Below are 25317 nucleotides of genomic sequence, written 5' to 3' on the forward strand. Positions count from 1 at the left end.
ACTCGCGAGTAACAGCGGAGGCATCATGCCACGCGCGCACGGGCCGTTCACAATCGCCGTAGCCTCAACGCCCCTGTGAAGAAGGATGGTTGAGGGATTGATCAAGTGGTGAGCTTGCGCCGTGTCTCGGCCGCGCGGACGTGGTCGCCGAGTGCGGTGTGGACCGCGGCCGCCCGCCGGTACCACGTGTCGGCGCCCACCTGCTCGCCCTGTGCGAGCAGGTTGTCGCCGATCGCCTCCGCCGCGGCCGCCACGCCCATGGCGTGGCCCGCGCGTTCGAAGGCGGCCAGGGCCGCGTGGTGCAGTTCGGCACCGGCTCCGTACGCGCCGCGGTGCTCCTCCAGGAAGCCCAGCTCGCGCAGGGTCCACCCCTCCCCCACCGCGTCACGGTCGTTGCGCGGCCGGGTGCGGTGGACGGCGAGGGCGGAGTGCAGATGGCGCTCGGCGGGGACGAGACTGCCGGCCTGGACGTAGGCCGAGCCGAGATGCCGTCGGGCGTCGGCGACGTACCCGGGGTCGTCGCCGCGCTGGGCGAGCAGGGGCAGCGCCCGCTCCAGACAGTCGATCGCCTCGTCGGGGCGGCGCCGGTCGAGATGGAGCGCGCCGAGGCCGCACAGGACCTCCGCCTCGCCCGTCGTGTCGCCCGCCTCGCGGCAGCCGTCCAGGGCGGTGCGCAACTCCCGCAGCGCCTCCTCGTATCGGCCCGCGCTGCGCAGGGCGCTGCCCAGGAGGCGGCGGGTCCGGATCTGTTCGGCCCGCTCCGCGCGGGTGGCTGCGCGGCGCTGTACGGCGAGCGCCATCCGCAGATGGTCCACGGCCTGGTCGAGCCGTCCTTCGTGCGCGTACGCGGCGCCCAGGCCGCGCAGGGCGTCGGCCGTCCAGCCCTGTTCGCCGGAGCGGCGGGCGGCGTCCAGGACGGCGGCCCACATGGCGATGCGCGGGAGCTGACCGGGGTGGTCCCCCAGCCGGCGGTCGGCGGCGACGGCGAGCCGGCGGGCGGGGCGGTGCAGGCCTTCGCGGACGCCCGCCCGTACGAGGAGGGAAACGGTGGACTGTTCGGCGCAGCCCCACGGGCGGGCGCCGGGGTCGGAGGCGTCGTCGGTGTACGCGTCCAGGATGCGTTCGAGGGCGGCGCGGCGGTCGCCGGGAGCGGTGTCGTGTTCGAGGCGTTCGGCGGCGAACCGGCGGATCAGGTCGTGCAAGCGGTAGCCGTCCGGGCCTGCGGGGAGGACGAGTTGGGCACCGGTGAGGCGCTCGAGTCCCGTGTGGGCGGCGGGCAGGTCCCAGGCCGCGGCGGCGGCGGCGATGCGCGCGGTGAACCGGGCGCCGGGGTGGGCGCCGAGGCTCCGCAGCAGATGGCGGTCGGCGGTGCCGAGCGCGTCGAAGCCGGTGTCGAAGGCGGCGCGGACGGCGACGTCACCGATGTGCAGCGCGTCGAGGCGGGCGCGTTCGCGGACGATCCGGACGGCCGCTTCGTGCGGCCGGCCGCCTGCCGCGGCGGCGATGCGCAGGGCGAGGGGCACCGCTCCACACGCGCGAACGAGAGCGTCGGCCCGGTGCGGTCCGGGGGCCGGGATCCGCCCGCCACCGCCCCGACTGCGCCCGGGTGAAGCCGCGTTGCCCTGCGGAGCGGCTGTCCGGTCCTCTCCGGCCACGCTCGCGAGGAGGGCGGCCGCGTCCGGCTCGGCGAGGGCGCCCAGGCGGACCGGGATCGCTTCGGGAAGGCCGGTGAGGGCGTCTCGGCTGGTGATCAGGGCGAGGCAGTGCTCCCCGCCGGGAAGCAGCGGGCGGACCTGTGCGGCGTCGGCGGCGTCGTCGAGGAGCAGCAGGACGCGGCGGCCGGCGGTGCGGCTGCGGAGGCGGGCGGCCAGGGCGGCGGGGTCGCCGGTGCGCTCCTCCGCGGGCGCGCCGAGGGCACCGAGGAGGCGGGCCAGTACGGCGGCGGGCGCGGCCGGTTCGCCGCAGCCTGCGCCGAGGTCGGCGTACACCTGGCCGTCCGGGAAGAGGGGCCGCAACTCGTGCGCGAAACGGATCGCGAGCGTGGACTTGCCGAGGCCGGGCGCGCCGGTCACGGCGATGGCGCGCCGGCCTTCGTGGACGAGACGCAGAAGGCTGTCGATCTCGGCGAGGCGGCCGGCGAAGTCGTCTATGGGCATGGGGAGTCGGAACGGTTCGGGCTCCGGGCCCGACGGGCCGGGCACGCTCACCGCCGGGGCCCTCGAGCGCCGTTGCCGTACGGCGACGAGCGTGGTGACGGCGGCGGCGAGCAGCACCGGCAGCAGCGTCGATCCGGTGACCATCGCGGCAGTCGCGTGAGTACGCAGCACAGTTCCCCCGTCCCGGTCCCGCTTCCCCGTTCGCCCTTCCCGCCCGCTCGGCGCCCTGGTCCTCGCTCACGCCGTACGTGTGCGCCCATTCTGCCCCCGCCCCGGGCCCGCGCACCCCGATCGGCAGCCCGGGATCGAAGACCGCGACCCGAAGACCGCGACCCGAAGACCGCGACCCGGAGCGCGGGGCCGGACGACCGGGGCCGGGCGACCGGAGAGCGGCCGGGACCGGGGACCGGGGGCCGGGAGGTCAGGCCAGTGCCGCCGCCAGCAGCTCGGCGGTCCTGGCCACGAGCGGGTCGTCCGCCGGAGCGTCGGGGACGTGCTTGGTCGTCAGGACGGCCAGCACGATCGGCGCGCGGTCCGGGGTCCAGGCGATGCCCACATCGTTGTTGGTGCCGTACGAGCCGCCGCCGGTCTTGTCCGCGAGGGTCCAGTCCTTGGGGAGCCCGGCACGGAAACGTGCCCCGCTGGTCGTGTTGTTCAGCAGCCATCCGGTCAGCCGCTGCCGGTCCCGCCGTACGAGAGCGTCGCCGAGGACGAGACGCGTGTACGTACCGGCGATATGACGCGGGTCGGTGGTGTCCTCGACGCGCCACGGCTCGGCCGAGTTCAGCTCGGGCTCCCACCGGTCGAGCCGGGTCACGCCGTCGCCGAGCGAGCGGGAGAAGCGGGTGATCGCCCTCGGGCCGCCGAGCTCGCGGAGCAGCAGGTTGGCGGCGGCGTTGTCGCTGTAGCGGATGGCGGCGTCGCACAGTGCGTCGACGGTCATGCCGTGGGCGAGGTTCTCGCTCCTGCCGGTGATCGGGGCGTAGCCCGACTTCTCGGTCTCCTCGGCGGTGTACCGCAGGCGCTTGCCGAGGAACTCGCCGTCGCGGTCGAGGTCGCGCAGGACGGCCGCGACGGCGAGCGTCTTGAACACCGAGCACATCGGGAAGCGTTCGTCGGCGCGATGGAGCACGGTCGCGCCCGTTCTCAGGTTGCGCGCGAACACCCCGAGCCGGGCGGAGTGCTCCCGTTCGAGCGCGGACAACTGCTCGCTCAACTGCTCGCTCAGCCCCTCGGTCCGCCCCTCTGTCCGCCCCTCGCCCTGCCGCCGGGAGGCGCCTGCCCGGGCAGCCGCGTCGTCGCCGCGCGCGGACGGGGCCGCCGTCGCGCCCGGAGGCAGCGCGACGGCCAGTGCCGCCCCGGCGCCGGCGGCCAGCAGCGCTCGACGGGTCCGCCGTGCGCGGAGGGCTCGTACGGATTCCATGGGTGTGTTCCCCTTCCCCATTCGTTCTCCTTCCGACGACCTGGTCACTGTTCAGGATGCGGCTGCGGCCCGATCGGTTACACGCCGGGAACGATCAGGCCGGACTCGTAGGCGACGATGACGAGCTGGGCCCTGTCGCGGGCGCCGAGCTTGCCCATGATGCGGCTGACGTGGGTCTTCGCGGTGAGCGGGCTGAGGCCGAGGGACTCGGCGATCTCCGTGTTGCCGAGACCGCGGGCGACCAGGGCGAGGACCTGGCGTTCCCGTCCGGACAGACCGTCCGGGCCGCCCGCCCCCAGGGCGGCCGGGGTGGCCGGGGCGGCGAGGACACGGGCGATGAGACGGGCGGTGGGGCCCGGCGAGAGCAGGGCCTCGCCCGCGGCGACGGTCCGGATCGCGGCGAGCAGATCGGCCGGTCTGATGTCCTTCACGAGGAAGCCGGAGGCGCCCGCGCGCAGGGCCTCCAGGATGTGGTCGTCGGTGTCGTACGTGGTGAGGACGAGGACCTTGACGCCGGCGAGGTCGTCGTCGGCGGCGACGAGGCGGGTGGCCTCGATACCGTCGAGGTCCGGCATGCGGATGTCCATGACGATGACGTCGGCCCGTGCGGAGCGGGCGAGTTCGACGGCCTCGCGGCCGGTCCCGGCCTGGCCGACGACCTCCATGCCGGGGTCGGAGTCGACGAGCATGGCGAACGAGGCGCGGACGAGGTTCTGGTCGTCGGCGAGCAGGACGCGGATCGGGCCGGTCACGCCAGGGCCTCCCGTGCGGTGAGCGGCAGGTCCGCCGCGACCTCGAACCCGCCTCCGTCGCGCGGGCCCGCCGACAGTGTGCCTCCCGCGCTGCGGGCACGCTCCCGCATGCCGGGTACGCCGAAGCCCGAACCGGCGGTGCCGCCCGGCGCGTTGCCGTCGTCGGTGACGCGGACGAGGAGACGGCCGCCGGCCGGGTCCGGTGCGAGGGTGACCGTGACGTTCGCGCCCGGGCCCGCGTGGCGTACGGCGTTGGTGAGGGACTCCTGGACGATGCGGTAGACGGCGGCGCCGGTGGCGGGCGGGACGCCGATGTCCGTGGCGGGCATGGCGAGTTCGGCTCCGGCGGCCCGTACGAGCGCGGGCAGCGCGTCCAGTCCGGGCAGCGGACCGTGCGACGGGTCCTCGTCCTCGTCACCGTCCTCGTTCGCCCGGAGCACCTGGAGTGTGGCGCGCAGTTCACCGCGCGCGGTACGGCAGGTCTCCGCGATCTCGTCGAGCGCGGCGGCGACGGCGTCGCGGTCGAGCCGTTCCGGGTCGACGGTGAGGATGTGCGCGGCGACGGACATGCGCACGCCGATGACGGTGATGCTGTGGGCGAGGAGGTCGTGCAGGTCGCGTGCGATGCGGAGGCGTTCCTCGGCGACGCGGCGGGCGGCCTCCTCCTCACGGGTGCGTTCCGCTCGTTCGGCGCGTTCGACGACGGAGGCGATGTAGCGGCGGTAGACGCGGACGTCCACGCCGAAGATCAGCACGGCGAGGATCCAGCCGGTGGTGCGCAGCGCTTCCAGGCCCTCGTGGGCGCCGACGCCGAACATCACCGTCAGGGTGGTGCCGATGACCGCGGTCCCGACGAGGAACGTGTGCCGGGGGCGGGCGGTGGAGGCGACGGTGTAGAGGGCCAGCAGTGATCCGGGAACGGGTGCGGCATGGGTGTTGTCGAGCGCGTGGTACGGCACGATGCACGCGATCACGGCGAACAGGACGAGCAGCGGACGGCTGCGGCGCCACGCCAGCGGCACGACGCTGCCGGCGAGGAGGGCCCAGCCGAGGGCGTCGGGGGCCCGGCCGTCGCGGACGGCCGGCACGAGCGCGACGGCGAGGGCGCCGGTGGCCGCGGCGATGAGGGCGTCGTTGCGGAGCCGGTGCGGGGCGGTGAGCGGGTCACGGCTGACGGCGGTGAGCACGCGGTACCCGAGCCTCGGTGGGGTGCTCTTCTCGTGCTGGTCCACGGGGTCATCCTCCGGGATGGGGACAGGGGGCGGCTCCGGCGGGGGTGGGCGGCGGCGCGGGCGGGCACGGCCCCCGCCGGAGGCGTTCGTCGTTCCCGGGACGGCTCTGCTTCCGGGACGGCCCTACTTGCGGGACAGCCTTCCCGGCCACCACACCGCGCGGCCGAGCAGCAGGCTCGCGCTCGTCACCAGATAGGTCCGTACGAGGAAGGTGTCCAGCAGGACGCCCACGGCGACGATGAAGCCCATCTCGACGAGCGCGACCAGGGGCAGGTTCATCAGGACGGCGAAGGTGGCCGCGAGCACGAGGCCGGCCGAGGCGATGACGCCGCCCGTCGTCCGCAGCGCGGTCAGGGCCGCGGCCGTGGGGTCCGCGCCGGCGAGGGCTTCCTCCCGCATCCGGTGCATCAGGAAGATGCCGTAGTCGACACCGAGGGCGACGAGGAACACGAAGGACAGCAGCGGCAGGCTGGGGTCGAAGCCCTCGAACCCGAGGAGCGGCCCGAAGACCAGCCCGCCGAGGCCCATGGCCGCGCCCCAGACGGCGACGACCGCGACGATGAGGACCAGCGGGGCGACGATGCTGCGCAGCAGGGCGACGAGGACGATCAGGACGGCCGCGAGGACCAGCGGGACGACGACGATCCGGTCACGCGCGTTGGTGTCCTCCAGATCGAGCTGCTGGGCGCTCGTCCCGCCGACGTACGCGCCGTCCAGTGCGGCCCGCAGGGCCTTGATCGTCGCCGTCTCGCCGGCGGTCTCCGGCGCGTCCTCGGCGAAGACGGACAGCTCCGTCCAGCCTTCGGCGCTGCGTCCGCGCTCGGCCGTCGCCACCCCCTCGGTCGCGCGGGCCTCGGCGAGTGCCCGGTCGGCGGTGCCGGTGGGTGTGACGACGCTGATCGGCTGGCTGCTGCGGTCGGGGAAGGCGCCGGCCAGCTTCTGCATGGCGGAGACGGACTCGGGACGGTCGGTGAAGCCGTCCTCGTTCTTGAGGGTGCCGGGCAGGTTGAACGCGCCGAGCGAGAGTGCCCCGAGGAGCGCCGCGCCGGCGACGAGGACGGCGACCGGGCGGCGGCCGGCGGAGCTGCCCATCACGGCGAACAGGCTGCGGCGCCGCGTGGCCTCGCTCCCGTGGCGAGGGATCAGCGGCCAGAACACCCGGCGGCCGAGGAGGACGAGGACGGCGGGCAGCAGCGTCAGCATCGCGGCGAGCGCGCACACCACACCGACCGCGCCGACGGGACCGAGTCCGCGGGCGCTGTTGAGGTCGGCGGCGAGCAGGCACAGCAGGCCCGCGACGACGGTTCCGCAGGAGGCGAGGACGGCGGGGCCGCAGCCGCGCAGCGCGGCGCGCATGGCGTCGTAGGGGTGGGGGACGCGCCGGAGTTCCTCGCGGTAGCGGGCGACCAGCAGCAGCGCGTAGTCGGTGCCCGCGCCGAAGACGAGGACGGTCATGATGCCGCCGCTCTGGCTGGTGACGGTGAGGCCGAAGCCCTGGACGAGTCCGTGGACGACGGCCCGGCTGGTGACGGCGGCGGCGCCGACGACGAGCAGCGGGACGAGCCACAGGAACGGGCTGCGGTAGGTGAGGACCAGCAGGACGGCGACGACGAGGACGGTCGCGATCATCAGGGTGCCGTCGATGGTCTCGAAGACGTCCTCCATGTCGGTCTGCAGGGCGCTCGGTCCGCCGACCTCGACGGTCAGTCCTGCACCACCGGAGACCTGCGCCCGTACGTCCTCGACGAACGCGGCCCGGGCCTTCTCGTCGTTGCCCGGCTCGGTCGAGGACACGGGGAACATCAGGGTGGCGCCGTCGGCCGCGGGTACGCCCCTGGGTTCGGCCGTCAGTTCGTGCGCCGCGGCGATCCTGGCGGCCTGGTTCCGCGCGGTCCTGCGGTCGGCGTCGGTCAGGCCGCCCTCGCGCTGGTAGACGAGGACGAGTTGGGTGCTCTCGCCGCCGGGCAGGTCCTGCTGGACCCTGGCGACCTGGGTGGAGTCGGCGCCCGCCGGCAGGTAGTCCACGATGTTGTCGCGCTGCACGTCGCCGAGCTTGCCCGCGAAGGGTGCCGCGACGGCGAGGACCGCGATCCACAGGGCGAGGACGGCCCAGGGCAGCACCGGGCGGCCGCGGCGGCGCTCCACCGTCCCGGGAGCGGGCGGCGGCGGCGCGTCGTGCGTGGTGGTCGGGGCCCCCATCTCGGGCCTCCCTCCGGCGAGGTGGTCTGGACGGATCCAGACTCCCGTCGCGGGAGGGGCGAAGCGTCGCGCTGAGGTGCGAGTCGTGCGCTACTGCCGGGGTGGGTGGTGGCGGGCCGTTGCTCCCCGGGGAGTAGCGGCGTACTGCGGCGGTACTACGGCGACGGCGTACGCGCCGCCGCCAGCAGCCGGGCCGTGTCGTCGGCGCGCAGCCGCAGCGCGTTCCCCACCGTGATCAGTACGTCCCGTTCCGCCGGGATGTAGGGCCCGTCGGCCAGCGCGATACCCGCTCCCTGCAGCAGGATCGACTCCCGTCCTGCGGGGGCGAGATGGGGGGTGAGCGGCTCCAGCGCCTCGTGGAGTTCGATGGCGAGGGCGGCGCCGCACGGGCCGGCGTCGGTGATGAAGCGGCCGGTGTCGGCGGCGAGGGCCTCGACCATCGTGGTCAACTGGTCCTCGGTGCAGTCGCTGAACCCGGCGGCGCGGACCGTGGCGACCGCGGTCTGGCGGACCGTACGGGAGGAGGTGCCGCCGGCGGCGAGGACGGCGAGGGCGACCGTGTGCACCGCGTCGCGGAGCATCGCGGAGAAGCGGGCGGTGGTGGGGTGGTCGAGGGCCTCGGTGCCGAAGTGGGTGTGGCAGGCGGCGCATTCGACGACCGGGCCGGCGTGGCCGCGCGGGAGGACGGGGACGCCGAGGAAGGTGAAGCGGCGGCGGCCGGTGCGGCGGCGGTAGTTGCGGTCGCCTCCGCAGTCGGGGCAGAAGAACTCGCCGTCACCGATCGTGCTCCATGACGTGCGTACACCGAAGACACGACGGCGACGATGGCCGTGGATGCGCGGTTTTCGGCCGCTCTGTCCTCGGACTGGCCGCACTTCGCACCTCCGTAGCCTTCGGCACCATTGCCGCGTTGACGTGATGTTAGCCACATCGGTGAGGTGACGTCAGTACCCCGGCGGTACATCACCCGGACATGGCCGAACCCCGCCCCTCGGCAGGGGCGGGGTTCGGTGCCGCGGGCGGCGCGGTCGTCAGCGGGCGGCGCGGTTGACGGCCGAGATGACCGCCTTCAGCGAGGCGCGAGTGGTGTTGGCGTCGATGCCGATGCCCCACAGGACCTTTCCGTCGATGGCGCACTCGATGTACGAGGCGGCCTGCGCGGACGCGCCCTCGCTCATCGTGTGCTCCTGGTAGTCCAGCAGCCGGGCGTCGACGCCGATGGCGTTCAGCGCGTCGAAGAAGGCCGAGATCGGTCCGTTGCCGGAGCCGGTCAGGACGGTGTCGCTGCCGTCGACGACCGCCTCGACGGTCAGTGTGTCGGTGCCGTCGGTGTCGGACGTGGTCTGGCCGGAACGCAGCTGGATGCGGCCCCACGCGTTGTCCGGGTTGGGGAGGTACTCGTCGCGGAAGACCGACCAGATCTCCTTCGGCGTGACCTCGCCGCCCTCGGCGTCGGTCTTGGCCTGAATGATGCGGGAGAACTCGATCTGCATCCGGCGCGGCAGGTCCAGCTTGTGGTCGTTCTTCAGGACGTAGGCGATTCCGCCCTTGCCGGACTGCGAGTTGACGCGGATGACCGCCTCGTAGGAGCGGCCGACGTCCTTGGGGTCGATCGGCAGGTACGGGACGGCCCACTCGATGTCGTCGACCGTCCGGCCCTGGGCGGCCGCGTCGGCCTCCATGGCGTCGAAGCCCTTCTTGATGGCGTCCTGGTGGGAGCCGGAGAAGGAGGTGTAGACCAGATCGCCCGCGTAGGGGTGGCGCGGGTGGATCTCCATCTGGTTGCAGTACTCGCTGGTGCGACGGATCTCGTCGATCTGCGAGAAGTCGATCTGCGGGTCGACGCCCTGGGAGAACAGGTTCATGCCCAGGGTGACCAGGTCGACGTTGCCGGTGCGCTCGCCCTGGCCGAACAGGCAGCCCTCGATACGGTCGGCGCCCGCCATGATCGCCAGCTCGGCGGCGGCCACGGCCGTGCCGCGGTCGTTGTGCGGGTGCACGGACAGGCAGACGTACTCGCGGCGGGTCAGGTTGCGGGCCATCCACTCGAAGCGGTCCGCGTGGGTGGACGGCGTCGAACGCTCCACGGTGGCGGGCAGGTTCAGGATGATCTCGCGGCCGGGTCCGGGCTGCCACACGTCACAGACGGCCTCGCAGACCTCCAGGGCGAAGTCCAGCTCGGTGTCGGTGAAGATCTCCGGGCTGTACTGGTAGCCGAAGACCGTCTCCTCGCCCAGCAGTTTGTCCGCGTACTCCATCACCAGCCGGGTGCCGTCGACGGCGATCTGCTTGATGTCGTCCTTGGAGCCGCGGAAGACGACGCGGCGGAATGTCGGGGCCGTCGCGTTGTACAGGTGCACGGTGGCGCGCTTGGCGCCGACGATCGCCTCGACGGTCCGCTCGATCAGGTCCTCACGGGCCTGGGTCAGCACGGAGATGGTCACGTCGTCCGGGATCGCGCCCTCTTCGATGATCGAGCGGACGAAGGCGAAGTCCGTGTCGCCGGAGGAGGGGAAGCCGACCTCGATCTCCTTGTAGCCCATGCGGACCAGCAGGTCGAACATCTCGCGCTTGCGGGCGGGCGACATGGGGTCGATGAGGGCCTGGTTGCCGTCACGCAGGTCGGTGGACAGCCAGCGCGGCGCACTGGTGATCCGCTTCTCGGGCCAGGTGCGGTCCGCGATGTCCACGGCCTCGTACCTGCCGTACTTGTGGACCGGCATGCCGGACGGCTTCTGGGTGTGCGTCGTGTTCGTGATCGGCGTGGGCCGGCCGATCCACTGCGACTGAGACATTGCGTAGGGCTCCTCGGGGTCCTCTGTGGGGACGGCCGACTGGGTCGCTCTGTGTCGAAGCAGCAGCTGACTCCGCGGGGAGGGGGTCGGCCTACGACTACAGGCCCTCGCCGCGGCAGCTAAGAAGAAGCAGCCCGAAACGCATGATGCGGACGAGCCTAGCTGAGCTTCGGCGTGAGCGCCGGTCCCGTTTCAGTATGCGGGATGACCGATCAGTAACGGTCAAATGTGACAGATCACCCAATTTACCTAATCATCGTCGCTTCCAGTGACAGCCGTATGACTCGGTGCCACATTGCCAGACATGGATTCCTTCATGCCCGTCTTCTGCGGCATCGTGCCTCCGCACCTGCTCGACAAGCTCGCCCGGGCCGGTGATCCGGCCGTCGCCGCCGCGGCCCGCCGCACCCTGGTCGCGGACGCCGCCCACCGCACCGGCCGCCGGCTGACCACCGTCGTCGGCGCCCCCGCCCCCGCGCAGGCCGTCGAGGAGGGGCCGCAGCGGACCGTCTACGACGCACGGCACAGGACGGTGCTGCCCGGCACCAAGGTGCGCTCCGAAGGCGGCGAGCCGGTCCGGGACGCCACGGTCAACCGCGCGTACGCGGGCCTCGGCGCGACGTTCGAGCTCCTGCTGACCGCGTACGGACACGACTCGATCGACGGCAGCGGGCTGCCGCTCGACGCGACCGTCCACTACGACGAGAACTACGGCAACGCCTTCTGGAACGGCGAGCAGATGGTGTTCGGCGACGGGGACGGGGAGATCTTCCTCGACTTCACCGTGGCGGTCGACGTCATCGCCCACGAGCTGGCACACGGCTTCACCCAGTACTCGGCGAACCTCACCTACTTCGGCCAGCCGGGCGCCCTGAACGAGTCCGTCTCCGACGTCTTCGGCTCACTGGTGAAGCAGTACACCCTCGACCAGACCGCCGACGAGGCCGACTGGCTGATCGGCGCCGGGCTGCTCGCACCCCGGGTCAGCGGGGTGGCGCTGCGGTCGATGAAGGCACCGGGCACGGCGTACGACGACGATGTGCTCGGCAAGGACCCGCAGCCCGCGACGATGGACGACTACGTCCGCACCGGCCGGGACAACGGAGGCGTCCACATCAACTCCGGCATCCCCAACCACGCCTTCCACCTGCTCGCCACCCAGCTCGGCGGCAAGGCGTGGGAGCGGGCCGGGCAGATCTGGTACGACACGATGACCTCGGGGAACCTGCAGGTCGACGCGTCGTTCACGGACTTCGCCAAGGAGACGGTCACGGCCGCGGCGGCCCGCTACGGTCAGGGCACGGAGCACGAGGCGGTCGTCAAGGCCTGGTCCCAGGTGGGCGTGGCGACCGGCTGAGGCGGATCGGCCCGGAAGGGGCTGGACAGGACGCATGCGTATTCACGTACGACGCACCGGTGGATTCGCCGGCATCGAGAAGGTCGCCGAGGTGGACACCGCGGACCGGCCCGACGCCCAGGAGTGGCACGCCCTGGCCGAACAGGCCGTGAAGAGCGGCCGGGACACGCCCCCGGTGGGGGTGCCGGACGGATTCCAGTACCAGCTGACGGTCGACGGGAGGACGGTGTACTGCGCCGATCCACGGCTCACCGAGGAGCAGCGCACGCTGATCTCGATGGTGCTGAAGCAGGGCGCGTAGCGGCCCGCCGGGACCCGCGACGCAGCGGTGCCGCCGGGCGGGCCCGGCGGCACCGTGAGGGACGCGGAGAGGGTCAGAAACCGAGCTTGCGCAGCTGCTTCGGGTCCCGCTGCCAGTCCTTCGCTACCTTCACGTGCAGATCGAGGAAGACGGGCGTACCGAGCAGCGCCTCGATGTGCTTGCGGGACTTGGTGCCGACCTCCTTGAGGCGGCTGCCCTTCGGGCCGATGATGATGCCCTTCTGGCTGGGGCGCTCGATGTAGACGTTGGCGTGGATGTCGAGGAGCGGCTTGTCCGCCGGGCGGTCCTCGCGCGGCAGCATCTCCTCGACGACGACCGCGATGGAGTGCGGCAGTTCGTCCCGTACGCCTTCGAGCGCGGCCTCGCGGATCAGCTCGGCGACCATGACCTGCTCGGGCTCGTCGGTGAGATCGCCCTCCGGGTAGAGCGGCGGGCTCTCGGGCATCAGCGGGACGAGGAGGTCAGCGAGCAGCGCGACCTGCTTGTCGCCGACCGCCGAGACCGGGACGATCTCCGCCCATTCGATGCCGACCTCCTTGCCGAGCTGGTCGATGGCGATCAGCTGCTCGGCGAGGGTCTTGGAGTCCACCAGGTCGGTCTTCGTCACGATCGCGACCTTCGGGGTCTTCTTGATCCCCGCCAGCTCCTTGGCGATGAAACGATCCCCCGGGCCGACCTTCTCGTCGGCCGGCAGGCAGAAGCCGATCACGTCGACCTCGGCCCAGGTGGTCCGTACGACGTCGTTGAGCCGCTCACCGAGCAGGGTGCGCGGCTTGTGCAGACCGGGCGTGTCCACGAGCACGAGCTGGGCGTTGAGATCGGGGCGGTGCACGATGCCCCGGACGGTGTGGCGCGTGGTCTGGGGCTTCTTCGAGGTGATCGCCACCTTCTGCCCGACCAGAGCGTTCGTGAGGGTGGACTTGCCCGCGTTGGGACGGCCGACGAAGCAGGCGAAGCCGGCGCGGTGCGGGGCCTCGGATCCAGGGGTGTGAACGCTCATGCGGGACATTCTCCCCGATCCGCGGGGCTCTCACGTACCGCGTGCCGTCCGGGCCCGTAGCCGCAGCCACACGAACGCGCCCGCACCCCCTGTGAGCAGGACGACCGCGACCAGCCAGGGCAGGGCGAAGAAGGACACCGCACCGGATTCGCGGACGTCGCGTGCGCTCGCCGTCAGGGTCACCTCGCCCCAGTCGAGCTGCGGTGCGCCCGCCCATCTCTCGGTGAGCCGGATCTTCTGGCGCGGCAGCAGTTCGCCGGGGATCCGCTTCAGCTCGCGGGCCAGGAGGGTGCGGCCGAACAGGCCTTCGGCGCGGAGGGCGACCTTCGGGTTGAGGGTGACGTTCCCGCGATTGTGCAGCGTGTACGAGACGAGCGCGCTGCTGTCGCCGGCGCCGGGCACGAGCGGTGTGTCCGGGGCGTAGGTCACGTCCTCGACCGACAGTGCGGCCATGGTCGGGCCGTTCACCCGGAGGTAGACGCGCGCGCCGACCGCCCGCCGGACGCCGACCGCGACGGATCCGGATCCCGCCGCGACGCGCTCGTCGAGGGCGACCAGGGCGCCCGGGTGGTCGCCGGGCTCGGCGTTCTCGGGGACGGTGAGGGTGTAGGGGACGGTGACGGAGGAGCGCGCGGGGACGGTGACCCGGTCGCGTTCCGGCTTCGCCCAGGCGCCGACGCCGCGCTGGCGCTCGTCCTGGGTGCGTACGGCGAAGCCGCCGTCCCGTGCCGTGTTGTACGCGTCGGCGGCGTAGAGCAGGAAGGTGAGCGGGGCGGCGGTCTTGTTGGTGACGGTGACCTTGTCGGTGAGCCTGGTGCCGGGGTCGGCGGAGAGATAGAAGTACGGGCGGCCGCCGAGCGCGGAGGCGGCGGGCTCGACGGACCACTCGCCGTTGTCGGCGGCGTGGGAGGTGCCCGGTGCGGCGTACAGGAGCAGGAGCGCGATCACGGCCAGGAGCGGTGCGGACAGTCTGCGCACGGTGCGGAACCCCCGGGGTAGGGGCGGGTCGGCCGGGTGCGGGCCGACCCGCCGTGGCTGTCAGGTGAGGGTGAGGGTCAACACACCGGTGTAGGCGCCGGGGGCCGTGAACGCCGGGACGTCCAGTGCCACCTTCGCGCCGACGGTGAACTCACCGCCGGTCATCGCCCCGTTGGGCGTGGCCGCCAGGGTCGCTCCTGCGCTGCCGACGACGCCCGCGGAGCCCGCCGCGCAGGTGCTGGGACTGCCCGCCTTGGTGCTGCAGGAGGGGGTCCAGCTCAGCTTGCCGGCGTCGATCTTCCCGCCGGGCCCGCTGAAGTCGGTGACCCTGCCGGTCAGGGACCAGCCCGCGGGGCCGCCGCGGAAGTCCTTGACCGTGACCGCGTTCAGGTCCCCGGTCGAGGAGCCGCCCTGGCCGAAGTCGACGGGTGTCAGCTGAACGCTGTCGCCGGCCTGGGTCATGGACAGGGTGCCGCTCGCCACGAGGGTGTTGAGCTGCTGGCTGAGCGGGGGCACGTCCCCGACGAGGGTGTACGCGGCCGGGCCCGCGCCCTTCGCCGGATCCCAGCCCGAGCCCTCGAACGCCACGATGCCGACGGTCGCCGGATCGTTGATCTTCGGCCGGAAGGTGAAGCCGCCCGTGGCCGTCGACTTGGAGGTGAGCTTGTCGGCGGTCGGCGCGGAGCCGTTCCAGCCGGCGACGGTGACATCGGTGTTCGGTGTGAACCCGGCGCCGGTGACGGTCACCCGGTCACCGGGCTTCCCGGAGGCCGTGCCGAGCGTGATGGTGCGCTCGTTCACCGGGCCGCCGTCGTCCGTCGCGACGACCGTCTCGGAGACGGGCGCGGGCGGATTCGTCACCGTGCAGGGGGTGTCCAGCTCGAGGACGTAGCTGGTGTGGATGTTGTAGTCGCCGGGCGACAGCTTGATCTCGCCGGGCGCGGTGACCGTGAAGGTGCCGGTCATGTCGAACGGCGGGAACTCGCCCAGGCCCGGCACGGGCGGGTTCTTCTTGGGCCCGGTGACCGTGACGGAGCCGGACTGGGCGCCGGTCAGGGTCACTTTGCCGGTCGGGGTCATGATGTCGGCGGGCAGCGCGATGTTGACGGGGTTGCCGGCCGCCGGCTTGGTGACCTTGTACGTCACCGTGACGGTGTCGCCCACCTTGGGGGCGGCGTTGTCGACGGTGATCTGGGCGGTGGTGGTGCCGTCGATCGGCGGGATGCCGGCGATGGGCGGCGGCACGCAGTGCGTGGGGAAGTCCACCGACACGGATGCCGTCGCGGACGCCGTCGCCTGGGCGCCGGCCGACGGTGCCGTCACTCCTGCGCCGGCGACCGCGAGCGCGGTCACCCCCAGAGCTGCGGCCCAGCGGCGTCTTCGCCCGGCGGATCCTCGGTCGGCAGATCTTCGGCTCGACGGACCTGCGGTTGCCATGGTTACCCCCTCCTGAAGGTGTGGGCGCGGCGGCTCTTCGGTACGTCCGCGCCTACGGGCGGCCATTGACGGCCGGTGGGCGGAAGAAGTCAATGGAATCGAAATGTCCCAACTGATGGCCCATCAGATACTGTTAACTTCGCCGCGCCTGCGGGACGATGACACTCACCGGATGACAGAAAACCGGCGCGGGGCCGCTGCCGCCGATTGGTGCGGCGGCAGCGGCCGTTGCGTGCCGGCTGTGGATCAGTCGGCGACGAACGGGCCGGGCGACTGCGAGGTGACCGCCTCGCAGGGGACCGTCGTACCGAAGATCTCCAGCGTGAGGCCGGGACCGCCGAAGTACGAGTCCAGGGAGTCACCGGGAGCGAAGCTCGCGGTGCTCGTCAGGGGCCCGCTGTTGAACGGGCTGAACGCCGGGATCGCCGGGTTGGAGCTGCCCGAGAACGTGGCGGTTCCCGAGCCGTTGAGGGACAGGACGAGTGTGGTGGTCGCGTCGCCCGCCCCGATGGGCAGCGGTGTGACGACGGACGTGGCCACGGTGATGGTGATGCTGCCGCCCGACTGCACGGCGTGGAGGTTGGCGTCGCCGCCGCCGAAGCCACCGCAGTCGTATTCCGCCGTGGCGTCCGCCGGCTGCACCGCCATCGCCGCCGGGGCGAACGCCAGGCCGCTCACGGCCAGGGCCCCCACGGCCAGCGCCGTACCGATACCGAACCTGCTGCGTCTCATTCGGATCCCCTTCCCTTGTCAGGGAGTTGTCGTATGCCGCACGAGGGCGCACGGATCCGCGCAGTGGGGTCCCACCGGACCCGCCGACCGGTCGTACGGGCATGCGGGCACGGCTCTGCAGGGGCTGCGTGGAAGGTGTGCGCGGACCGTCCGTGAGCGGGGGTGCGCCGCACGGAGGGGAGGACGGCCGAGGCGGTACGGGACTGCGGCTCGCGCCCCGCACCCGGCCGCCCGGCATATCTGACGGTCCGTCGGATAACTGCTGTTCATTGATACGCAGCTGAGCAGCGATTGCAAGGGAAAGTCCCCTGGTTTCTTCAGGGACTTGAGAGACGTTTGCTACTGACCGGTGGGTAGGCGGGCGCGTCCCGACCGCACCGGCGGCGGCCCGTCAGCCGGCCTGGACCGAGAGCCGCACCGTGCCGTCCGGGCCCGCCAGCACGACCGGGGTGTCCGCGCCGCCCAGGTCGCGCACCGCCGCTCGGTCCGCCTCCGACACGGCCTCGGCCTCGGTGACGACCGCCGCGGCCTCCAGGAACTTCGCGCCGCTCGCCACCGCCATCGCGACCGCGGTCTGCAGGGCGCTGAGCTTCAGCGAGCTGAGGTCCACGGTGCCCGCGACGTACGTACGACCCGTCTCGTCGCGCACGGCGGCGCCCTCGGGCACGCCGTTGCGGGCCCTGGCGGAACGGGCCAGGGTGACGATCTTGCGGTCCTCGGGGCCGAGTCCGGCGCTCTGGGGGTCGGTGCTCTGCGTCATGGCCCGAGCATAGGCCAGGGCACCGGCCCCGCCGCCGGTCAGGGCCGGTCGGCGCCGGTCACCGGCCGCAGGTCAGGGGCGGTCGAGACGGAGCCGCTGGGCCTTCGTCAGGCCCGCCACGACCAGGTCGTACGAGTCCTCGATGAGCTCGCGGACCATACGGGCCGGGAGCTCGCCCACCGTCACCGTGTTCCAGTGGCGCTTGTTGAGGTGGTAGCCGGGGACGATCGCCGGGTGCTCCGCGCGCAGCCGTACCGCCTCGTCCGGATCGCACTTGAGCGAGACCGTCAGCGGCGTGGCCTGAAGGTCGGTGATGGCGAACAGCTTCCCCTCGACCTTGAAGACCGAGTACTCGGGCCCGAACGGGAACTCCTCCACCGCCGCGTTCTGTGCGAGACACAGGGCCTTGAGCCGGTCGGGCCTCACGCGGGCTCCACCAGCACCGTGACGATCTTGTTCCGCCGGCCGGCCGGTGACTCGGCGGTCAGCCGAAGGGTGCGGCCGTCGGGCAGGTCGACCACCGCGCTCGCGCCGGCGATCGGGACGCGGCCGAGGAACTTGGCGAGCAGTCCGCCGACGGTCTCGACGTCCTCGTCGTCGAAGGCGTCGAGACCGAACAGCTCTCCGAGGTCGCCGATGTCGAGCCGGGCGGTGACGCGGTAGCGGGAGTCGCCGAGCTCCTCGACGGGAGGCAGTTCGCGGTCGTACTCGTCGGTGATCTCGCCGACGATCTCCTCCAGGATGTCCTCGATGGTGACGATGCCCGCCGTGCCGCCGTACTCGTCGATGACGACCGCGACATGGTTGCGTTCCTGCTGCATCTCGCGGAGGAGATCGCCCGCGTTCTTGGTGTCGGGGACGAAGGTGGCCGGGCGCATGGCCGTGGAGACCAGCTCGGCCTCGGCGTCCCGCTTGATGTGCGTCTTGCGGACGAGGTCCTTGAGATACACCATGCCGACGATGTCGTCCTCGTTCTCCCCGGTGACGGGGATGCGGGAGAAGCCGGAGCGCAGGGCGAGGGTGAGGGCCTGGCGGATGGTCTTGTAGCGCTCGATGCAGACGAGGTCCGTCCGCGGCACCATGACCTCCCGCACGAGGGTGTCGCCGAGTTCGAAGATGGAGTGCACCATCTTGCGCTCCTCGGCCTCGATCAGCGACTCCTGCTCGGCGAGGTCGACCATGGCGCGCAGCTCGGCCTCGCTCGCGAACGGGCCCTTGGCGAAGCCCTTGCCCGGCGTCAGCGCGTTACCGATGAGGATCAGCAGCTGCGGGACCGGGCCCATGATCCGGGCGAGCGGCAGCAGGACGTACGCGGCGGCGGTCGCCGTGTTCAGCGGGTGCTGGCGGCCGATGGTGCGCGGGGAGACACCCACGGCGACGAAGGACACGAGGACCATCACGCCGATGGCGACGGCCAGCGCCTCCCAGGTCTCGGGGAACTCCTGGAGACAGGCGTAGGTGACGAGCACGCCGGCCGCCATCTCGCAGGAGACCCGCACCAGCAGGGCCACGTTGAGATAGCGGGTGGGGTCGGAGGCGACCTGCACGAGCCGGTCCGCGCCGCGCCGTCCGGAGCGCACCGCCTCGGCGGCGCGGAAGCTGGAGACCCTGGCGATACCGGCCTCGGCGCACGCCGCCAGCCAGGCGACGATGACGAGCGCGACCGCGCCGACGAGGAGTGGGGCGCTCATGAGACGGTCGGCGCCGGGGACGGACCCGTCAGGCCCTTCTCCGCCCGCCAGCCGTCGACGATCGCGGCCTGCAGACCGAACATCTCGGCGCGCTCGTCGGTCTCCTCGTGGTCGTAACCGAGCAGGTGCAGCACTCCATGGACGGTGAGGAGCTGGAGCTCCTCGTCCATGGAGTGCTGGGTGGGTGCTTCCTCGCCCTGCTTCTGGGCCACCTCGGGGCACAGGACGATGTCGCCGAGGAGCCCCTGCGGGGGCTCCTCGTCGTCCTTGACCGGCGGGCGCAGCTCGTCCATGGGAAAGGACATGACATCCGTGGGGCCCGGCAGGTCCATCCACTGGATGTGGAGCTGCTCCATGGCGTCGGTGTCCACAACGATCACCGAGAGCTCGGACAGCGGGTGAATACGCATCCTGGCGAGCGCATAGCGGGCGATGTCGAGGATCGCCCGCTCGTCGATCTCGGTGCCGGACTCGTTGTTGACGTCGATCGACATGGTGCTGACCGGTTCACTTCCCGTTGGTGCCGTTACGGCTGTCGTACTGCTCGTACGCGTCGACGATACGGCCGACGAGCCTGTGCCGGACGACATCCTGTGACGTCAGCAGGGAGAAGTGCACGTCCGGGACCCCGTCCAGGATCTCCCGGACCTGGCGCAGACCGCTCTTGGTGCCGCCGGGCAGGTCGACCTGGGTGACGTCACCGGTGATGACGATCTTCGACTCGAAGCCGAGACGGGTCAGGAACATCTTCATCTGTTCCGGATTCGTGTTCTGCGCCTCGTCGAGGATGATGAACGCGTCGTTGAGCGTGCGGCCTCGCATGTACGCCAGCGGCGCGACCTCGATCGTGCCCGCCGCCATGAGGCGGGGGATCGAGTCCGGGTCGATCATGTCGTGCAGTGCGTCGTAGAGCGGCCGCAGATACGGGTCGATCTTCTCGTAGAGCGTGCCGGGCAGGAAGCCGAGGCGCTCACCGGCCTCGACGGCGGGCCGGGTCAGGATGATCCGGTTGACCTGCTTGGACTGGAGCGCCTGGACGGCCTTGGCCATCGCGAGGTACGTCTTGCCCGTACCGGCGGGGCCGATGCCGAAGACGACGGTGTGCTTGTCGATCGCGTCGACATAGCGCTTCTGGTTGAGGGTCTTGGGGCGGATGGTGCGGCCGCGGCTGGAGAGGATGTTCTGCGTGAGAACTTCGGCCGGGGTCTCGTCCGGCCCGGTCCCGTTCTCGCTCGCCCTGAGCATGGCGATCGAGCGTTCCACTGCGTCCTCCGTCATCGGCTGTCCGGTGCGGAGCACCAGCATCATCTCGTCGAACAGGCGCTGGATGAGGGCGACTTCCCGCTCGTCGCCGACCGCGCTGACCTCATTGCCCCGGACATGGATGTCGGCCGCCGGGAAGGCCTTCTCGATCACGCGCAGCAGGGCGTCGCCCGAACCGAGAACGGTCACCATCGGATGCTTGGCGGGGACGGTGAACTGGGCTCGTGCCTGCCCCGGCGCTGGGGTGGCCTCCACGCCCGCGGGGCGTAGGGGGCGGGTCTGGGCGTTGGGTGTCTGAGTCATGGGCCGGCTCTGTGGCCTGCACATACCTCCCGTTGCAGGGTTCTCGCTGCTCGACAACCTCTGGATACCAGCGTACGACCCCGCACTGACAGTCCTGAAGCGCTTTTCCTCACGCACTCGGGCCCGGGGCCCCCGGGGGTCAGGCGGGGCGGCGGAAGCCGATGGTGGGGAGGGCGCGGCGCAGCGGCCAGGGGCGGTCCGGGGCGGGCAGGAGGCGGGCCAGGAAGCCGTAGCGGGCCAGCGCCTCCGGGTCCTGGTCCGCGCAGGTCCGCACGTACTGCCACCAGGTCGCCACCTCGGACCAGCCGGGCGCGGACAGGGAGCCGCCGAATTCCTGCACGGAGAGCGCGGCGGTCAGCCCGGCGAAGGCGAGCCGGTCCGCGAGGGGCCAGCCGGCGAGGGTGCCCATGACGAAACCGGCCATGAAGACGTCTCCCGCCCCCGTCGGATCCAGCGCCTCCACCTCGATCGCCGGGACCTCCGCGGTCTCGCCGGTGGCGCCGTCCACGGCGTACGCGCCCTCCGCACCGAGCGTGACGACGACGACCGGCACCCGGTCCGCCAGCGCCCGGGCGGCCGCGCGCGGGCAGTCGGTGCGGGTGTAGCGCATCGCCTCCTGCGCATTGGGCAGGAACGCCTCGCACAGCCCCAGGTCGTGCAGCGCCGCAAGATCCCAGCGGCCGGTTTCGTCCCAGCCGACGTCGGCGAAGATCCGGGCGCCGCGGCCCGCGGCCTCCGCGATCCAGGTCTCGCTGCGGTCGGGCACGAGGGAGGCGACGGCGGCCCGGGCGCGCGGCGTTCCCGCCGGGAGCCGGTCGGCGGGCGGCGCCTCGTGGCCGTGCGAGATCATCGTCCGCTCGCCCTCGTACGCCATCGAGACCGTCACCGGGGAGTGCCAGCCCGGTACGGTCCGCGACCGGGACAGGTCGATGCCCTCGCCCTGTTCCAGGGCGTCCCAGCAGTAGTCGCCGTAGAAGTCGTCGCCGAAGGCGGCGGCGAGCGAGGTGCGCAGACCGAGCCGGGCGAGTGCGGTGGCCATGTTGGCGACGCCGCCGGGGCTCTGGCCCATCCCGCGCGCCCAGGACTCGGTGCCCCGCACCGGCGCGCTGTCCAGCCCGGTGAAGACGATGTCGAGGAAGACCGTGCCGGTGAGGAACACGTCGCACTGCGGGTCCCCTCCGGTGCGCAGCCCGCCCAACGGGTCGACGTCCGCGGAGTGTTGCTGCGCCTGCTGGTGTGCGTGCTGCGGCGCGTGGTGCGGCGTGTGACGTGGCCTGTGCTGCTCTCCGTCGGTCGTGATCACGGTGGCTCCCGGAATGCCGTGCAGTGCGGTGCAAGAGCGGTACGAATCAAGCCAGTGTGCCTGATCCGCCCTCTTGTGCACGGGTGACGGACCACAGGAAAGGCCCGCTGCTACCCGCCAGAATCCCGCACAAACCAAATGTGTCCCGCATCACACGTTCTCACCTTCTCCGTTGCCGGGCACGCTTGATACAAATTGGCGCGCGTTCCCGTGCAACACCGGGCGCTCCTCCCCGTTTTCAGCCCTTTGTTTCCCGGGAACGCCCATGTCCTCGCGCCTGCGCGCCGCGTGGCCGCTCGTCGCCGTCTTCACCGTCGGCCACCTTGCCGCCTACCTCCTGCCGACCGTCGTCGGCCGTCTCTCCACCGGACTCGGGCTCACGCCCGCCCAGGCCGGTCTCCTCGGTTCGGCACTGCTGCTGAGTTCGGCGACGGCGGGATTCGGCCAGGCCTTCCTCAGCATGCCGGTCCGGCTGCCGTTCCGGGTAGGCCCCACCGCCCGGGCCGGCCACGGAACACCGGCGCCGCGCGGCGAGCGCCACGGTCCCCGCCGGCTCGCCCGACTGGGGCTGCTGCTCGCCGCGGCGGGGTACGGGGCCGCCGCGGCCACCTCGGCGGTGCCCGTGGTCGTCGCGGGCACCGTGGTGGGCGGCTTCGGTTCGGGCACGGCGGCGGCGGTCGCCGCGGTGGGGATCGCCGCCCAGCGCGATCCCCACCGGGTGTCGGCGCTCGGCCTGCTCACGGTGTCGGCGAGCGCCGGCGCGCTCTACCTGACGATCCCGCGCCTCGGGGGCGGTCACGCGCTGCCGTTCGCGGCGCTGGCGGCGGCCGCGCTCGTGATGTGGCCCGCGACGCGGCGGCTGGACGGTGCCGGGACGCGGGCCGGCCTCCCGGGCGTACCCGAGGCTCGCCTTCCGATCGCCCCGCTGCCCCGGCGGCGATCCGGTGCCGTGCTCGCGGTCACGATGCTCTGCTGGTCGATGGCACAGAACGCGCTGTGGGGCGTCAGCGGCCGGATCGGCGTCACCCAGGCCGGACTGAGCGAGGTCACCGTCGGTGCGGTGTTCGCCGTGGCGCTGGGCGCCGGGCTCACGGGCGTCGTCGCGGCCGGGGCGCTGGGGACACGGCTCGGGCGGGCGATGCCGATCGGCGTGGGCACCGCGCTCATCGCCTGCTGCATCGTGATCAGTTCGTCGGCGCGGGACCTGACGAGCTTCGCCACGGGCGAGATCCTGTGGAACGCCTTCTACCCGGTGGTCCTGTCGTACCTGCTCGGCCTCGCCGCATCGCTCGACCGGCACGGGCGGTGGGCGGTCCTCGCGGGCTCGGCGTCGTCCCTGGGCGTGGCGTGCGGACCGCTCGCGGGCAGCCTGCTGTCCGAGTACACCGGCTACCCCGGCATGGGTCTCGTCCTGTGCGTGGGACTGCTCCTGGTGGCCGTGCCGATGACCGCGGTGGCCGTGCACACGTCGGGACGTCGCCTGCGCCCGGTGCCCGTGCCCCTGCCCGTGCCGGACGCGGCGCCGTCCCGTACCGCGAAGGTGCTCGCTTCCTGAGGGCCGGGCGGGCGGCGGTCCGGTCCGGCACCGTCCCGGCCGTCCCGGCCGTCCCGTCGGTCCTGGTCAGGTCCCGTCGGCGCGCTCTCAGTCCCTGTCGAAGTCGTACGACTCGACCGCCGCGAGATACCGCTCACGGCGTGGTTCGTCGTGGTCGAGGAACGCCGCGCGGAACGAGTTGCGGGCCAGCTCGCGCAGCTGTTCCTGGCCGAGGGCCAGCGCCTCGCGCACCGCGTGGAAGGTGTCGCCGACGTAGCCGCCGAAGTACGACGGATCGTCCGAGTTGACGGTGACCAGTAGCCCGGCGTCCATCATCGCCCGCAGCGGGTGGTCCTCCAGAGTGTCGACGGCGCGCAGGCGCACGTTCGAGAGCGGACAGAGGGTGAGGGGCACCTGCTCACGGGCCAGACGCTCGACCAGCTCCGGATCCTCCATAGCGCGCAGCCCGTGGTCGATGCGCTCGACCCCGAGGACGTCCAGCGCCTCCCGGATGTACGCGGGAGGGCCCTCCTCGCCGGCGTGGGCGACCTTCCGCAGGCCGAGGGACTCAGCGGCCGCGTACACCTCGCGGAACTTCGACGGCGGGTGCCCCACCTCCGCCGAGTCGAGGCCGACACCGGCGATGTGGTGCAGATACGGCTTCGCGGCGTCGAGCGTCTCCATCGCGGACTCCGCCGACTGGTCACGCAGGAAGCACATGATCAGCTGCGTGGAGATGCCGTGCCGCTCCTCGCTGCGGTCCAGCGCGTGCGCGAGCCCCTCGACGACGGTGCCGATCGGGACGCCCCGCGCGGTGTGCGCCTGCGGGTCGAAGAAGATCTCGGCGTGCCGCACACCCTGGGCCGCCGCGCGCGCGAGGTACGCCTCGGCGAGGTCGGTGAAGTCGTTCGCGGTGTGCAGGACCGCCATCAGCCCGTAGTACAGGTCGAGGAAGGACTGCAGATCGCTGAAGAGGTACGCCTTGCGGAGGTCTTCCGTACCGGCGTACGGCAGCTCGACGCCGTTGCGTTCGGCGAGGGCGAAGGCGAGTTCGGGTTCGAGGGTGCCCTCGATGTGCAGATGCAGTTCGGCCTTGGGGATGAGTGACATCGGTGCTCGCTCGCAGTCGGCGTCCGCACCGGCTGGATCGGACACCGGCCGGTTCAGACTTCGCGTTTGGGGACGGGGACCCGGACGAGGTCCCGGGCCACGGACAGCTCACCCTCGAAGCCCGCGGCCCGGGCCTGACGCTCGAACTCCTCGGGCTCGCTGTAGCGCTGCGAGAAGTGTGTCAGGACGAGGTGCCGTACGCCCGCATCGCGCGCCACGCGAGCCGCCTGTCCGGCCGTGAGATGGCCGTGGTCGGTGGCCAGCCCACGGTCCTCCTCGAGGAAGGTCGACTCGATGACGAGCATGTCGCAGCCCTCGGCCAGCTCGTACGCCCCGTCGCAGAGCCGGGTGTCCATGACGAACGCGAACCGCTGCCCGCGCCGCACCTCACTGACGTCCTCCAGCGTGACGCCGCCGAGCGCGCTCTCGCGCTGGATGCGCCCCACGTCGGGGCCCTTGATGCCGTGCGCGGCGAGCCGCTCGGGCAGCATGCGGCGGCCGTCGGGTTCGGTCAGCCGGTAGCCGAAGGACTCGACGGGGTGGTCGAGACGGCGCGCTTCGAGGGTGTACGAGGGCGTCTCGGCCAGGATGCCGTCCGCGGTGACGGGAGCTTCGGCGAGCCGCACGGTCTCCCGGTAGGCGGTGGCGTACCGGAGCCGCTCGAAGAAGCGCTGTCCGCTCGCCGGGTAGTGGGCGGTGACCGGGTGCGGCACCTGGTCGAGGTTGATGCGCTGGATCACTCCGGCGAGGCCGAGGGAGTGGTCGCCGTGGAAGTGCGTGACACAGATCCGGTCGATGTCGTGCGCGGCGACGCCGGCCCGCAGCATCTGCCGCTGGGTGCCCTCACCCGGGTCGAAGAGGATGCCTTCGCCGTCCCAGCGCAGCAGATAGCCGTTGTGGTTGCGGTGCCGGGTGGGGACCTGGCTGGCCGTGCCGAGCACGACCAGTTCGCGTACGGACAAGATGCGCT

The 25317-nt window shown here is 72.2% G+C and carries 22 protein-coding genes; 3 read left to right on the forward strand and 19 right to left on the reverse strand.

Annotation, left to right across the window (positions count from 1 at the left end; translation table 11 throughout):
* Positions 1 to 101: 101 nt before the first annotated feature.
* The 7 genes from OG766_RS11245 to leuA form a co-directional block, all read right to left on the reverse strand.
* Positions 102 to 2327, reverse strand: coding sequence for a tetratricopeptide repeat protein (locus tag OG766_RS11245; RefSeq protein WP_266374313.1), 2226 nt, complete (start codon positions 2325 to 2327; stop codon positions 102 to 104).
* Positions 2328 to 2577: 250 nt separating this feature from the next.
* On the reverse strand, positions 2578 to 3579 hold the full coding sequence (gene bla, locus OG766_RS11250) for a class A beta-lactamase (RefSeq protein ID WP_266374311.1): 1002 nt from the start codon (positions 3577 to 3579) through the stop codon (positions 2578 to 2580).
* Positions 3580 to 3656: 77 nt separating this feature from the next.
* Entirely contained in the window at positions 3657 to 4331 is a 675-nt protein-coding gene (locus OG766_RS11255; RefSeq protein ID WP_266374309.1) for a response regulator transcription factor, read from the reverse strand.
* Positions 4328 to 5563, reverse strand: coding sequence for a sensor histidine kinase (locus tag OG766_RS11260; protein ID WP_328725205.1), 1236 nt, complete (start codon positions 5561 to 5563; stop codon positions 4328 to 4330). The genes OG766_RS11255 and OG766_RS11260 overlap by 4 nt, the downstream gene beginning before the upstream one ends.
* A gap of 123 nt (positions 5564 to 5686) precedes the next feature.
* Positions 5687 to 7762: an MMPL family transporter gene (locus tag OG766_RS11265; RefSeq protein ID WP_266374306.1), complete on the reverse strand. Its 2076-nt coding sequence runs from the start codon at positions 7760 to 7762 to the stop codon at positions 5687 to 5689.
* 155 nt (positions 7763 to 7917) lie between these two features.
* Positions 7918 to 8637: a TerB family tellurite resistance protein gene (locus OG766_RS11270; protein WP_423247032.1), complete on the reverse strand. Its 720-nt coding sequence runs from the start codon at positions 8635 to 8637 to the stop codon at positions 7918 to 7920.
* Between the two features lie 156 nt (positions 8638 to 8793).
* Entirely contained in the window at positions 8794 to 10557 is a 1764-nt protein-coding gene (gene leuA, locus OG766_RS11275) for a 2-isopropylmalate synthase (RefSeq protein WP_266374305.1), read from the reverse strand.
* Between the two features lie 304 nt (positions 10558 to 10861).
* Here leuA and OG766_RS11280 point away from each other — a divergent pair, with 304 nt between their 5' ends.
* Positions 10862 to 11914: a M4 family metallopeptidase gene (locus tag OG766_RS11280; RefSeq protein WP_266374304.1), complete on the forward strand. Its 1053-nt coding sequence runs from the start codon at positions 10862 to 10864 to the stop codon at positions 11912 to 11914.
* A gap of 34 nt (positions 11915 to 11948) precedes the next feature.
* Positions 11949 to 12215, forward strand: a complete 267-nt coding sequence (locus OG766_RS11285) for a protealysin inhibitor emfourin (protein ID WP_266374302.1) — start codon at positions 11949 to 11951, stop codon at positions 12213 to 12215.
* Positions 12216 to 12288: 73 nt separating this feature from the next.
* On the opposite strand, the gene era is transcribed toward OG766_RS11285, so the two are convergent.
* From era to OG766_RS11335, 10 genes are all read right to left on the reverse strand, one after another.
* Complete coding sequence (gene era / locus OG766_RS11290) at positions 12289 to 13245, reverse strand: GTPase Era (RefSeq protein ID WP_266374300.1); 957 nt, start codon at positions 13243 to 13245, stop codon at positions 12289 to 12291.
* 21 nt (positions 13246 to 13266) lie between these two features.
* Positions 13267 to 14214, reverse strand: coding sequence for a WxL protein peptidoglycan domain-containing protein (locus OG766_RS11295; protein WP_423247033.1), 948 nt, complete (start codon positions 14212 to 14214; stop codon positions 13267 to 13269).
* Between the two features lie 60 nt (positions 14215 to 14274).
* Positions 14275 to 15651: a beta-xylosidase gene (locus OG766_RS11300; protein ID WP_328725207.1), complete on the reverse strand. Its 1377-nt coding sequence runs from the start codon at positions 15649 to 15651 to the stop codon at positions 14275 to 14277.
* Positions 15652 to 15897: 246 nt separating this feature from the next.
* Positions 15898 to 16383: a hypothetical protein gene (locus OG766_RS11305; RefSeq protein ID WP_266374298.1), complete on the reverse strand. Its 486-nt coding sequence runs from the start codon at positions 16381 to 16383 to the stop codon at positions 15898 to 15900.
* Between the two features lie 391 nt (positions 16384 to 16774).
* A complete protein-coding gene (locus tag OG766_RS11310) occupies positions 16775 to 17143 on the reverse strand; it encodes a cytidine deaminase (protein WP_328725208.1) in 369 nt (122 codons plus the stop codon).
* A gap of 72 nt (positions 17144 to 17215) precedes the next feature.
* Positions 17216 to 17569, reverse strand: a complete 354-nt coding sequence (locus OG766_RS11315) for an MmcQ/YjbR family DNA-binding protein (protein WP_328725209.1) — start codon at positions 17567 to 17569, stop codon at positions 17216 to 17218.
* The gene (locus OG766_RS11320) at positions 17566 to 18834 is read right to left on the reverse strand and encodes a hemolysin family protein (RefSeq protein WP_328725210.1); all 1269 of its coding nucleotides are present in this window, start codon (positions 18832 to 18834) and stop codon (positions 17566 to 17568) included. Before OG766_RS11320 ends, OG766_RS11315 begins: the two co-directional genes overlap by 4 nt.
* Positions 18831 to 19328, reverse strand: coding sequence for an rRNA maturation RNase YbeY (gene ybeY / locus OG766_RS11325; protein ID WP_266374294.1), 498 nt, complete (start codon positions 19326 to 19328; stop codon positions 18831 to 18833). Before ybeY ends, OG766_RS11320 begins: the two co-directional genes overlap by 4 nt.
* Positions 19329 to 19341: 13 nt before the next feature.
* Positions 19342 to 20400 (reverse strand): PhoH family protein, encoded by a 1059-nt coding sequence (locus tag OG766_RS11330; protein WP_266374293.1) that lies wholly within the window; start codon positions 20398 to 20400, stop codon positions 19342 to 19344.
* A gap of 139 nt (positions 20401 to 20539) precedes the next feature.
* Positions 20540 to 21598, reverse strand: a complete 1059-nt coding sequence (locus tag OG766_RS11335) for a carbohydrate kinase family protein (RefSeq protein WP_266377998.1) — start codon at positions 21596 to 21598, stop codon at positions 20540 to 20542.
* A 370-nt stretch (positions 21599 to 21968) separates the two neighbouring features.
* On the opposite strand from OG766_RS11335, the gene OG766_RS11340 reads away from it, so the two are divergent.
* Positions 21969 to 23258 (forward strand): MFS transporter, encoded by a 1290-nt coding sequence (locus tag OG766_RS11340; protein WP_266374292.1) that lies wholly within the window; start codon positions 21969 to 21971, stop codon positions 23256 to 23258.
* 87 nt (positions 23259 to 23345) lie between these two features.
* On the opposite strand, the gene OG766_RS11345 is transcribed toward OG766_RS11340, so the two are convergent.
* Positions 23346 to 24347 carry an adenosine deaminase gene (locus OG766_RS11345; RefSeq protein WP_266374291.1) on the reverse strand — a complete coding sequence of 334 codons (1002 nt, stop codon included), beginning with the start codon at positions 24345 to 24347 and terminating at the stop codon, positions 23346 to 23348.
* 53 nt (positions 24348 to 24400) lie between these two features.
* The gene (locus OG766_RS11350) at positions 24401 to 25309 is read right to left on the reverse strand and encodes a ribonuclease Z (protein ID WP_328725211.1); all 909 of its coding nucleotides are present in this window, start codon (positions 25307 to 25309) and stop codon (positions 24401 to 24403) included.
* Positions 25310 to 25317: the final 8 nt, after the last annotated feature.

This window comes from Streptomyces sp. NBC_00259 (assembly GCF_036181745.1).
Taxonomy (GTDB): Bacteria; Actinomycetota; Actinomycetes; order Streptomycetales; family Streptomycetaceae; genus Streptomyces; species Streptomyces pratisoli.

Excerpts from the sequence above, each read along its gene's own strand:
- OG766_RS11300 (WP_328725207.1), bottom strand. The coding sequence starts at position 15,651 with ATGGCAACCGCAGGTCCGTCGAGCCGAAGATCTGCCGACCGAGGATCC.
- OG766_RS11265 (WP_266374306.1), bottom strand. The coding sequence starts at position 7,762 with ATGGGGGCCCCGACCACCACGCACGACGCGCCGCCGCCGCCCGCTCCC.
- OG766_RS11340 (WP_266374292.1), top strand. The coding sequence starts at position 21,969 with ATGTCCTCGCGCCTGCGCGCCGCGTGGCCGCTCGTCGCCGTCTTCACC.
- OG766_RS11320 (WP_328725210.1), bottom strand. The coding sequence starts at position 18,834 with ATGAGCGCCCCACTCCTCGTCGGCGCGGTCGCGCTCGTCATCGTCGCC.
- OG766_RS11345 (WP_266374291.1), bottom strand. The coding sequence starts at position 24,347 with ATGTCACTCATCCCCAAGGCCGAACTGCATCTGCACATCGAGGGCACC.
- OG766_RS11330 (WP_266374293.1), bottom strand. The coding sequence starts at position 20,400 with ATGACTCAGACACCCAACGCCCAGACCCGCCCCCTACGCCCCGCGGGC.
- OG766_RS11285 (WP_266374302.1), top strand. The coding sequence starts at position 11,949 with ATGCGTATTCACGTACGACGCACCGGTGGATTCGCCGGCATCGAGAAG.
- bla (WP_266374311.1), bottom strand. The coding sequence starts at position 3,579 with ATGGAATCCGTACGAGCCCTCCGCGCACGGCGGACCCGTCGAGCGCTG.
- ybeY (WP_266374294.1), bottom strand. The coding sequence starts at position 19,328 with ATGTCGATCGACGTCAACAACGAGTCCGGCACCGAGATCGACGAGCGG.
- OG766_RS11310 (WP_328725208.1), bottom strand. The coding sequence starts at position 17,143 with ATGACGCAGAGCACCGACCCCCAGAGCGCCGGACTCGGCCCCGAGGAC.
- OG766_RS11305 (WP_266374298.1), bottom strand. The coding sequence starts at position 16,383 with ATGAGACGCAGCAGGTTCGGTATCGGTACGGCGCTGGCCGTGGGGGCC.
- OG766_RS11280 (WP_266374304.1), top strand. The coding sequence starts at position 10,862 with ATGGATTCCTTCATGCCCGTCTTCTGCGGCATCGTGCCTCCGCACCTG.
- era (WP_266374300.1), bottom strand. The coding sequence starts at position 13,245 with ATGTCCCGCATGAGCGTTCACACCCCTGGATCCGAGGCCCCGCACCGC.
- leuA (WP_266374305.1), bottom strand. The coding sequence starts at position 10,557 with ATGTCTCAGTCGCAGTGGATCGGCCGGCCCACGCCGATCACGAACACG.